We start from the raw sequence: 11,150 nt of genomic DNA, 5'->3' as shown, positions 1-11,150 counted from the left end.
GGGCTGGAGGGGGCATGAGCCGCATGGATGCGGCGACTGAGCTTACATGGACGTACTTGCAGCGTCCCCCGGAACGCCCATCCCGAGACGCCAAGCCAAGGAACCGATGACTACCGGCTGTTCGCCCAAATCCAACAGCAGCCGGGTAGAGCCCAGCTCTACGTAGATGATGCAATCCGGCACACAAACAAAAACGCCCGGAAATCCCGGGCGTTTTTGCTGTTGCAGCAGGCGATGATTACTTGATCAGACGCAGCGCGAACGGATAGCGGTACAGCTCGCCGTTGTTGGCCTTGACCGCAGCGATGATCGAGAAGATCAGGCTGATCAGACCGACGATCGGAGCCAGCAGGCCGCCGATGATGACGATCATCAGCACGAAGCAGATCAGCATGGCAATGGTGATGGTGATCTGGAAGTTGAGCGCTTCCTTGGCCTGGTCGGTGACGAAGGCCTTGCTCGGGTCATCCTTGTTGATCAGCCAGATCACCAGCGCGCCGATGAACCAGGTGAAGATACCCAGCAGGTGCGCGGCCAGCGCCATGGTGCGCTGATCGCTCGGCACCGGGCCGTCGCTGACCGGGGCCGGCGGCGGGGTGGTAACGTTTTCAAAATCGCTCACGTGAAACTCCTTGTTCAGTGTATTGGGTGGTGCATGGCAGGCTCCCCGCCTGCCCAGGCAGCGCCCATAGGATACGTCAACGATTGCGTCAATCGTTACCTGCCACGGTCATCCGCCCGATCAGGATCGACCCCACGTGCACGTGCGAGCGGGGGTCGATGTCGCTGCCCACCGCCTCGATCCGGGTAAACATCTCCTTCAGGTTGCCGGCAATGGTGATCCCGTCGACGGGGTACTGGATTTCGCCGTTCTCCACGCGGAAACCGCCTGCACCGCGCGAGTAGTCGCCGGTAACCGGATTCACGCCCTGGCCCATCAGCTCGGTCACCAGCAGGCCCTCGCCCATCTGGCGGGCCAACTCGGTCAGGCCGGCATCCACGCTGGGCCGCACCTGCAGGTTGTAGACCCCGCCCGCATTGCCGGTGGTCTGCAGGCCCAGCTTGCGTGCCGAGTACGCCCCCAGCACATAGCGCTGCAGCACGCCGTCGGCGACCAGGGCCGAATTGCGCGTGGCCACGCCGTCGCCGTCGAACGCGCTGGAGCGCAGGCCACGGCGCAGCAGCGGGCGTTCGTCGATGGCGAACCAGTCCGGGAAGATCTGCGTGCCCACGCTGTCCAGCAGGAAGCTGGCACGACGGTACAGGGCCCCGCCGGAGACCGCGCCGAGCAGGCTGCCGATCAGCGAACGCGACACCTCCGGGGCATACAGCACCGGCATCTGCGCGGTCGCCATCGAACGCGGCTGCAGCCGCGCCACGGTGCGCTCGGCCGCACGCCGCCCGATCGCAGTGGGGTCCTGCAGGTCTTCACGGGCCAGCGCGCTGCTGTACCAGCCGTCGCGCTGCATGCCGTCGCCCTGCCCTGCGATCAGCGCGCAGCCGATCGAATGGTGGCTGCTGCGGTCGCGGCCAATGAAGCCGTGCGAGTTGGCGTACACCGACAGGCTGGTGGCAGTGGAGGCCGAGGCACCGTCGGAGTTGCTGATCCGGGTATCGGCGGCGCGCCCGGCTGCTTCACACGCCAGGGCCAGGTCCACCGCTTGGTCGGCCTGCAGCGCCCAGGGGTGCCAGCCGTCCAGATCGGGGAACTCGCGCGCCATCAGCGCGGCATCGGCCAGCCCGGCGGCGACATCGTCCTCGGTGTGGCGGGCAATCGCGCAGGCCTGGGCCACGGTGGCCTCCAGGCTGGCCGGCTGCAGGTCGGCGGTGCTGGCACTGCCCTTGCGCTGGCCGAAGTACACGGTGACCGCGATGCCGCGGTCACGGGTGGATTCCACCGTTTCGACCTCGCCCAGGCGCACATTCACGTCCAGCCCGCGCTCTTCGCTGCAGCTCACTTCGGCCTGGGTCGCCCCCAGTGCCCGGGCCCGCTCCAGCAGTTGCTGGGACAGGTCGGCGAGGTGTTCCAGGCGCGACAGGCTGTCGTCGGCCGCCAGGGCTTCAGGGGAGATCACGTTCAATGCTTTATCCTGTGCAGGTGAGTGCCCGGCGCAACGCGGGGCACAGTATTGGATGTGGAAGAAGAACGATGCGCGGACGCGACGAAGAGACCGGTGAATTTCATGACAGCAGCCGCAAGCAGAAGCGCCGTGACGCGCTGGATGTGCTTGCGCTGGGCGAGAAGCTGGTCTCGCTGACCCCGGCCCAGCTGGCCCGCGTGCCGGTGCCCGAAGACCTGCTGCCGCACATCGCCGAATGCAAGCGCATTACCGCGCATATCGCGCACAAGCGCCAGCTGGCCTTCCTGGCCAAGCACATGCGTCGCGAAGAGGAGTCCACGCTGGACGCGATCCGCGATGCGCTTGACGCCAACAGCGAAACCTCGCGCCGTGAAGTGGCCATGCTGCACCGGGTCGAAGACTGGCGCGAGCGCCTGCTCAGCAACGGCGACACCGCGCTGGCCGCACTGCTGGACGAGTACCCGCAGGCGGACCGCCAGCAGCTGCGCACGCTGGTCCGCAACGCCCAGGCTGAAAAGGCGAAGAACAAGCCGCCGCGCGCGTTCCGCGAGATCTACCAGGTGCTGCGCGGGCTGATGCTGCCGGCCGCGCTGGGTCTGGACGCGGCCAACGCCGCCCCGTCCGAAGACGAGGACGACGAAGACGCGTTCGAAGACTGAGCGCATGCCCGGGCTCAGGCCTGGGTACCGCCCACGGTCAGGCCGTCGATCAACAACGACGGCTGACCGACTCCGACCGGCACGCTCTGCCCATCCTTGCCGCAGATGCCGACGCCTTCGTCCAGGGCCAGATCGTTGCCGATCATCCGGACCTTCTGCATGGTTTCCGGGCCGTTGCCGATCAGGGTCGCCCCCTTCACCGGGGCCGTGACCTTGCCGTCTTCGATCAGGTAGGCCTCGGTGGCCGAGAACACATACTTGCCGCTGGTGATGTCGACCTGGCCGCCGCCGAAGTTGACCGCGTAGAGGCCACGCTTGACCGAGCGGATCATTTCCTCCGGGTCATGCTGGCCGGCACGCATGTAGGTGTTGGTCATGCGCGGCATGGTCATGTGCGCGAACGACTCGCGGCGACCGTTGCCGGTCGGTGCCACGCCCATCAGGCGGGCGTTGAGCGAATCCTGCATGTAGCCGACCAGGATGCCGTCCTCGATCAGGGTGGTGCACTGGGTCGGGTGACCTTCGTCGTCCACGTTCAGCGAACCCCGGCGGCCGTCCAGCGTGCCGTCGTCCACGATGGTCACGCCCGGAGCCGCCACGCGCTCGCCGATGCGGCCGGCGTACACGCTGGTGCCCTTGCGGTTGAAGTCGCCTTCCAGGCCGTGGCCAACCGCCTCGTGCAGCAGCACGCCGGGCCAGCCCGGGCCGAGCACCACGCTCATCACGCCGGCCGGGGCCGGAATCGCCTCCAGATTGACCAGCGCCTGGCGCAATGCTTCCCGGGCGAAGGCTTCGGGACGTCCGTCGGCAAACAGTTCGGCGTAGCTGTAACGCCCGCCGCCACCGGCGTAACCGGATTCGCGGCGTCCGTTCTGCTCGACGATCACCTGTACGTTCAGTCGCACCAGCGGGCGGATGTCGCCGGCCAGCACACCGTCGCTGCGGGCGATCAGCACGGTGTCCACGCCGCCGGACAGGCTGACCATCACCTGCTGCACGCGCGGATCCGCCGCGCGCAGGTAGCGGTCCAGGCGCTTGAGCACCTCGACCTTGGCTTCGTTGCCCATGCCGTCGATGGGGTCCAGTGCCGGGTACAGCGCGCGGGCGTTGGCGCGGGCCAGTGCGCGGGCCGGTTGCGCCCCGCCCTCGCGCGAAATAGCGCGGGCCGACTGCGCGGCGGCCAGCAGGGCATCGCCGTGGATGTCATCGGAGTAGGCGAAGCCGGTCTTTTCGCCAGCGATGGCGCGTACGCCCACGCCCTGCTCGATGGAGTGGGCCCCGTCCTTGACGATGCCGTCTTCCACGCTCCAGCTTTCGCGCCGTGCGTGCTGGAAATAGAGGTCGCCGAAGTCGATGCCGGGACCCAGCAGCGTCCCGAAGGTACGTTCCAAGCCGTTGGCATCCAGCCCAGCGGGCAGCAGCAGGCGATCCTGGGCAAGTGTCAGTGCGTTCTCGGTCATGGTCCTGATCTATGGGCAGGGGCCGCTATCGCAAGCAGCACAGAAAGAAAGATTCATCATTTCGCCGGTGCCGCGGCCCGGGCCGGCGGCAAGGGCGGCGCGTCATCACGGTCGATGACCTCGACCTTGGGCTCGGCCCAGGGACCGGTCACCCGGTAGGTCTTGGCCCCGATCTCGCCGAGCGGCTTGGACAGCACGGCGTTGGCGGCCGCACCGACCGCGGCACCGACCGGGCCGCCCGCCACCGCGCCGACCACGGTCAGCAGGTTGCCGGCGCGCGGGTTCACGTCAATGGTCTGGTCGAACTGCTGGCGGCGCAGGTCGGTCTGCCCGCGGATGCTGATGTTGGCCGCGGGACCTTCAATCAGCACCTTGTCGGTGGTGGCCATGCCGTCGGCAAACGCCAGCGTGCCCTCGACCTGGTTGAAAGCGAAGCCCTTGGAGAAGAAATCGCGGAAGTCGAACATCAGCCGGCGCGGCAACTGCGCCACGCTGAGCAGGCCGAGCACGCGTCCGGCACCGGGTTCGAGCTCCAGCAACTGGCCGTTGCGCGCATGCACCTGCATCTGCCCTTCCAGCGCGCCCAAGGCGAAGTCGGAGGGGCCGCCGGGCCAGCTCGCGTCCAGCCGCAGGCTGCCTTCACCGCCCCGCAGTTGGCCACCGTAGTCCAGGTTCTGCATCAGTCCGCCCAGATCCTCGCTGGTCACCTGCACCTGCATCTGGGTGTTGGCGGTCGGGCCCATCCCGAGCCAGCGGCCCTGGATGTCGATCTGCTGCTTGGGCGCGCGGAACTGCAGCTGGTCCACGCTCAGCCCATTGCCGAACGGATGGGTCCGCAGCACCGCCTGGCCGAGCTTGGCCTTGCCGAACTGCAGGTCGTTGATGTCCAGCGAAAGCGGCGGAATCTTCGCCGGATTGGTGTCATTGGCGCTGGCCTGCACCCGGGCCGGCAAGCTGGCATCGTCCGGGAGCACGATGGCCGCGCCATCGTCAGGACGTTCAACCGGCGTCGGCAGGGACTTCCAGTGCACGCGGTCGAGCCTGCCGACAATGGGCGCACCGTCCGCGTTGGGCACGCTGAGATCGCCGGCCAGCGCCGGGCCGTCCATGCGCACCTCGATGCTCGCCGGGGTGGGCCGCAACTGCAGACGGGTCTGTTCGAACACACCACCGGCCAGCAGCAGCTGGCCGACCTGTACATCAACATGGCGCAACGGCATCGGGTCATCGCCGCCGCCATCGGGAGAGCGCGCCAGCGCGATCCATTCCAGTGCATCCAGCGAGCCGCTGCGCCCGTTCACCACCAGCCCGCTGGTCGGCGGGTCGCGATCCACGCGGTCGCTGCCCAGGGTGACCTGCACCCCGGTCTGGTTGTTATGCGTGCGCGCGGCCAACGCCAGGCGCTGGCCGAACGCCACATCCACCCGTCCTGCGCCCATCGGCAGCTGCGCGTTGACCGTGGTCGGCAGCGACACCGGTGCGGGTTTGTCGAGCGGTGCCGGCAGGTCGAGCCGGGTGCCGACCAGGTCCGAGTGCAGGGTCAACAGCGTCGGCGGCTCGACCTTGGCCCCCGGTGCCACCTTGGGCAGGGTCACGCCGATGGTCCAGCGCGAGGTGCCCTCGATGTACGGCTTGATCCAGCTCAGCTCAGGCGCGCGATCGAGCAGCAGACCGGCATCGAGCGAGGCGCTGAGTTCGGATTCAAATGCCTGCGCCGGGTCTTTCACAAAGCCGCCGGCACGCAGGCTCAACTGGCCGTCCTGGCCGAGATGCCGCACCGCCAGTTGCTCGGCACCGAAACCGTCATTGCTGTAGCTGGCCTTGCCGTGCATGTTGTCGAAGGTCAGGTCGAAGCGCTTGTCGCTGAGGGTGGCTCCGGCCAGTTCGACCGTGCCCTGCAGACGTCCGGGGCCGGCATCATGATGCAGCGGCTGCAGCAGGTCGAAGTCGACCACCGCCGGACCTTTCGCGGTCAGGGCATTGAGCGAGTCGCCGTAGGTCTTCTGCAAGGGGCTCTGCTTGAGCATCGCCAGCAGCGCGCTGGCGTCGCTGCGGCTGTTGGCCTTCACATAGAGGTCGGACTGACCAAAATCGGCAATGCCGGCGTCGAAGTGGTCCACCGCCACGCCGGCCAGATCGCCTCGCCCGTGCAGCTCAAATCCCGGACCGATGAAGGCGATGTCGGCGTCGACCTTGTTCATGGTCGGCCAGTCGTGCTGGAAGCGGATGTTGCCGTTGTCGATATGGCCGGTGGCTTCGAAGCGACCGTTGTTCTGATCAAACGGCCAGTCCTCCAGATCACCGGTGACCAGCCCCACCCCGCCGCGCACATGGCCGGACACCAGGGCTGCGTCGAGCCAGTCAGTCGCGCCCTTGCTCATCTTGGAGTGGATCCAGAAGCGCTTGGCTGCGGTCATCGGCACGTCATCGATCTTCGCCGCCAGTTCCAGCCACGGGCGCGTGCCATCGCCCTGGAACCATACGCCCCCGCGCACGTCGGCGGCGTAGTCGGTGCCCTGCACCCGCAGTGCGGGCGTGGCCACGCGCCAACCACCCGCTTCGTCGCGCCAGCCGATCATGCTGCCGGCCAGGCGCACGTCATGGCGCACGCCGAATCCGGACGGCCAGTCAAAATGCATCACGCGGCTGGGCTGCAGGTCGAGGCGGAAGCCGTCGGCATCGCCCTGGAAGTGCCCGCCGACGCCACTCAGCCCGGGCGCGTGACCGGCGGCGGCGAACCGGATGTCTTCCAGATCGCCTTCAAAACGCAGGGCACCGTCACGCTCGCCACTGAGCCGCACCCGGGTCATCCGCACCTGCGGTGCCGCCGCGTGCAGCCAACTACGCAGGCCCGGGTCAACCCGGTCGGTCAGTGCCAGACCACGCAGCAGCGCGCTGGCGTCGATGTTGTCGCCGGCCAGGGCGAAGTGCTCGCCGCCGGCTACCAGCAGGCCGTCCAGAGTCTGCTCGTTGCCATCCATGCCAATCCGCAGGCGCGACGCGTCGGCGCGCCAGCCGCCCTTGACCCAACGCCAGCGCGCGCGCAGCTCCAGGTTGTCCAGGGTCATCTGCGGTCGCTTGCCGTCGGCCAGCACCGCCCCCTGCAACTGCACGTCATGCAGGTCGGTGTCGGTGGTGACCATCACCAGCCGCGAATCACGCACATCCACCCAGGCATTGAACTCACCGGTGCCCTGTTGCAGGCGCGCACCACCGAACTGCAGCAGCGGTGCCCACGCGCTGAAATCAGCCGGATCGGCTCCCAGCCAGACCTGACCATCGCCACGACGGCGCTCGAAATCCAGCACCGCGGTCAGCGGTTGTGCCTGCAGGTCGGCCCAGGCGCGTGCGCCCACCCGCAGACGCTGGCCATTCACCCGCAGGCGCAGATCGATCCGCGGCAGTTCGGCGTGCATCTGCAATGAGGGCGCGTCCACGGTCAAACGCCCGCCGATCACCTGCAGCTCGCCGAGTCGACGCAGCGACTCCAGCGGATCACCGGCACCGGACTGTGGCAGGCCCACCACCGACCAGCGGCCATCGTCCGCACGCTGCAGCACCAGTGCCAGGCCGCGCAGGCGCAGCTCGGTCAGGGAATGCCCGGGCAGCAGGCCGGCATACATCGAGACCAGGACCTCGGCTTCGCCGATGCGCAGCCCCTGCCCTTCACCAATGTGCAACCCCTGCAGTGCCAGCAAGGGCCCGCGGCGGGTCCAGCGCGTCTGCAGGTGATCAAAGCGGACCGGCTGGCCGGCACGTGCACTCAACCACGCCGCCACCTTGTCCGGGTGGCGTTCGGCCAGCGGCAACAGCTGGCTGGCCGTGCCCACCAGCACAGCCACGCCGACCAGCACGATGGCCAGCGCATACACAGCATGGCGGCGGATCCTTCGCAGCCGCAGTCGCAGCGGCGTGGTCATCGACCCGCCGGCGCGCGGCGGCACGCCTGGAGATGAAGGTCAGAGCAGCACGACATCAAACTGTTCCTGCAGGTACTGCTCGTCGGCCTGGAAGCGGATCGACTTGCCGAGGAATTCCTCCAGCTCGGCCACGGCAGCGGATTCTTCGTCAGTGATGCGCGCGACCACCTTGGTCGAGGCGATCACCAGCAGTCGCGCCGCGTCGAACTGGCGCACCGCACGGGTGATCTCGCGGAAGATCTCGTAGGTCACCGTTTCCGTGGTTTTGATGCTGCCGCGGCCACTGCACTGCGGACAGGTTTCCGACAGCTGGCGCTCCAGGCTTTCCACGGTGCGCTTGCGGGTCATCTCCACCAGTCCCAGCGGCGAGAAGTCGTACACCGTGGTCTTGGCATGGTCGCGGGCCAGCGCCTTTTCCAGCGTGCGCAGCACCTGGCGACGATGCTCGGCGTCGTCCATGTCGATGAAGTCGATGATGATGATGCCGCCCAGGTTGCGCAGCCGCAGCTGGCGGGCCACCGCCTGCGCCGCTTCCAGGTTGGTCCGGAACACGGTTTCTTCCAGGTTGCGCTGGCCCAGGAACGACCCGGTGTTGACGTCGATGGTGGTCATCGCTTCGGTCTGGTCGATGACCAGGTAGCCACCGGACTTGAGCGGGACCTGCTTGTCCAGGGCGCGGCCGATTTCGTCCTCCACCCCGAACATGTCGAAGATCGGCCGGTCGCCGCTGTACAGCTCCAGCTTCTCGGCCAGCACCGGCATGTACTTGGCCACGAAGGCCTGCAGCTGGGCGAAGGTTTCCTTGGAGTCCACCTTGACCTTGTCGACGTCCTTGCGGATCAGGTCGCGCACCGAGCGCAGCGGCAGGCTCAGGTCCTCATAGATCACGCTGCACGGCGCGGCTTCACGGCCACGGCGCTCGACCACGTTCCAGACCCGCGACAGGTAGGCGATGTCCTCGGCAATGGCCTCGGCTGGCTGGCCCTCGGCGTTGGTGCGCACGATGTAGCCATAGCCGCCGTGCTGCGCCGACAGTTCGGTGACCAGGGTTTTCAGGCGGGCGCGTTCGGCCTCGTCTTCGATCCTGGCAGAGACGCCGACCACTTTCGATTGCGGCAGCAGCACCATGTAGCGCGAAGGAATGCTGATCTGCGTGGTCAGACGCGCGCCCTTGGTGCCGATCGGGTCCTTGACCACCTGCACCACGATGTCCTGCCCGTCACGCAGCAGTTCGACGATCGGCACCGAGGCCGGCGGCGGCAGCGTGGTGCCTTCGGTGTCGGCACTGGCCACCGGGGCCGGACGCACCACGTCATTGGCGTGCAGGAAGGCGGCGCGCTCCAGGCCGACTTCGACAAAGGCGGCCTGCATGCCCGGCATCACCCGCTGCACCTTGCCCTTGTAGATGTTGCCGACCACGCCACGACGCCAGCCGCGTTCGATGTGCAGCTCCTGCAGCATGCCGTTTTCAATGACCGCCACACGGGTTTCACGCGGGGTGACGTTGACCAGGATTTCCTCAGACATGGGCGACTCCCTTCGGTTCGAACGCCAGCAACAATTGTTCGGTCTGCTGCAGGGGCAATCCCATCACACCCGAATAGCTTCCCGCCAGATGGCGGATGTAACGCTCGGCCCCGCCCTGGATGGCGTAGGCACCGGCCTTGCCCATCGGCTCGCCGCTGGCCACATAAGCGGCAATGGCCGCCTCGCTCCAGTCCATGAAGGTGACCTCGGACACCACCAGCACCCCCTGCTCGCGCCCGGCGGCGACCAGCGCCACGGCCGTGGCCACCTGGTGGGTGCGGCCGGACAACCGGCGCAGCATGGCGGCAGCATCGGCGGCATCGGCGGGCTTGCCGAACACCTCTCCGTCCAGGATGACTTCGGTGTCCGAGCCCAGCACCACGGCGTCGGGGTCGCCGGCCACCTGGGCCAGGCCGGCCCGGGCCTTGTCGGCGGCCACCCGCTGCACGTAGTCCAGGGCGGTTTCCCCGGCGGCGCGGACTTCAGGCACGTCAAGGTCCAGCGCGCGGAACGGCCGGTCCAGTCGGGACAACAATTCGGTTCGTCGGGGCGAACGGGAGGCAAGATAAAGCATCGCGGAAGGATAACCTGCGGCCGCTCTCTGAATCGCGCACAACGTGACCAAAAATCCTTCAACCCCACCAGACCTCACCAGACGTTCATCGCTCCGACACCAACCTCAACGCCTTCACAAGGAGATGTTCATGCGCCGCTTGACCCTGTCCCCGCTGCTGCTTGCCCTGTCCCTCGCTATGGGAGCCACCATGACCGCACACGCCCAGACCGCTCCGGCCATCGCCGCCCCCATCGACGGCACCCTGCTCAACGTGTCGGCGAATGCCGAAGCCAAGCGCGTGCCCGACGTGGCCACCCTGTCGGCCGGCGTGGTTACCCAGGCCACGGACGGCAACACCGCCATGCGCCAGAACGCCGAGCAGATGACCAAGGTGCTGGCCGCGATCAAGGCCGCCGGGATTGCCGAGCGCGACGTGCAGACCAGCGGGGTCAACCTGAGCCCGCAGTACCGTTACGCCGAGAACGAGGCTCCGAAGATCACCGGCTACCAGGCCAGCAACACGGTCAGCCTGAAGGTCCGTGACATCGCCAAGCTGGGCAAGGTGCTGGATGCACTGGCCGCGCAGGGCGCGAACCAGATCAACGGCCCGCAGTTCGAGATCGACCAGCCTGAGCCGGTCTATGACGAAGCGCGCCTGGCCGCACTGGAGAAGGCCCAGGCCCGCGCCGAGACCTACGCCAAGGCACTGGGACTGCGCGTGCGTCGGATCGTGAGCATCTCGGAAAGCGGCGGCGGCAACTTCCGTCCGGTGATGATGCGTGCGGCTCCGATGGCGATGGCCGCTGACGCTTCCACCCCGGTGTCGCCGGGTGAGTCGACGGTGTCGGTGAATCTGGACGTCGTGTTCGACCTCGGACGGTAAGCGATCAGACGTAACACGGTAGCGCCGGCCGTTGGCCGGCCCTCGGCAATGCGTGGGCCGGCCA

The 11,150-nt window shown here is 67.6% G+C and carries 8 protein-coding genes; 2 read left to right on the top strand and 6 right to left on the bottom strand.

The window, feature by feature from the left end; translation table 11 throughout:
* Window positions 1-238: 238 nt before the first annotated feature.
* Together QMX83_RS16800 and pmbA are read right to left on the bottom strand one after the other, a co-directional pair.
* Window positions 239-622 (bottom strand): DUF4870 domain-containing protein, encoded by a 384-nt coding sequence (locus QMX83_RS16800; protein ID WP_282297781.1) that lies wholly within the window; start codon window positions 620-622, stop codon window positions 239-241.
* Window positions 623-710: 88 nt separating this feature from the next.
* Window positions 711-2,081 carry a metalloprotease PmbA gene (gene pmbA, locus QMX83_RS16795; protein WP_282297780.1) on the bottom strand — a complete coding sequence of 457 codons (1,371 nt, stop codon included), beginning with the start codon at window positions 2,079-2,081 and terminating at the stop codon, window positions 711-713.
* 68 nt (window positions 2,082-2,149) lie between these two features.
* On the opposite strand from pmbA, the gene yjgA reads away from it, so the two are divergent.
* On the top strand, window positions 2,150-2,740 hold the full coding sequence (gene yjgA, locus QMX83_RS16790) for a ribosome biogenesis factor YjgA (RefSeq protein ID WP_282297779.1): 591 nt from the start codon (window positions 2,150-2,152) through the stop codon (window positions 2,738-2,740).
* Between the two features lie 14 nt (window positions 2,741-2,754).
* On the opposite strand, the gene tldD is transcribed toward yjgA, so the two are convergent.
* From tldD to QMX83_RS16770, 4 genes are read right to left on the bottom strand one after another with little or no spacing between them, the layout of a single operon-like run.
* A complete protein-coding gene (gene tldD / locus QMX83_RS16785; RefSeq protein WP_282297778.1) occupies window positions 2,755-4,200 on the bottom strand; it encodes a metalloprotease TldD in 1,446 nt (481 codons plus the stop codon).
* Window positions 4,201-4,256: 56 nt separating this feature from the next.
* Window positions 4,257-8,120, bottom strand: a complete 3,864-nt coding sequence (locus QMX83_RS16780) for a YhdP family protein (RefSeq protein WP_282297777.1) — start codon at window positions 8,118-8,120, stop codon at window positions 4,257-4,259.
* 39 nt (window positions 8,121-8,159) lie between these two features.
* Entirely contained in the window at window positions 8,160-9,647 is a 1,488-nt protein-coding gene (rng, locus tag QMX83_RS16775; protein ID WP_282297776.1) for a ribonuclease G, read from the bottom strand.
* Window positions 9,640-10,221, bottom strand: a complete 582-nt coding sequence (locus QMX83_RS16770) for a Maf family nucleotide pyrophosphatase (protein ID WP_282297775.1) — start codon at window positions 10,219-10,221, stop codon at window positions 9,640-9,642. Before QMX83_RS16770 ends, rng begins: the two co-directional genes overlap by 8 nt.
* Before the next feature lie 130 nt (window positions 10,222-10,351).
* Here QMX83_RS16770 and QMX83_RS16765 point away from each other — a divergent pair, with 130 nt between their 5' ends.
* Complete coding sequence (locus QMX83_RS16765) at window positions 10,352-11,086, top strand: SIMPL domain-containing protein (protein ID WP_282297774.1); 735 nt, start codon at window positions 10,352-10,354, stop codon at window positions 11,084-11,086.
* The last annotated feature ends 64 nt before the right edge of the window (window positions 11,087-11,150 follow it).

The organism is Stenotrophomonas sp. PS02289, from assembly GCF_029960115.1.
Taxonomy (GTDB): Bacteria; Pseudomonadota; Gammaproteobacteria; order Xanthomonadales; family Xanthomonadaceae; genus Stenotrophomonas.
This window is presented reverse-complemented; position numbering and strand designations above follow the sequence as displayed.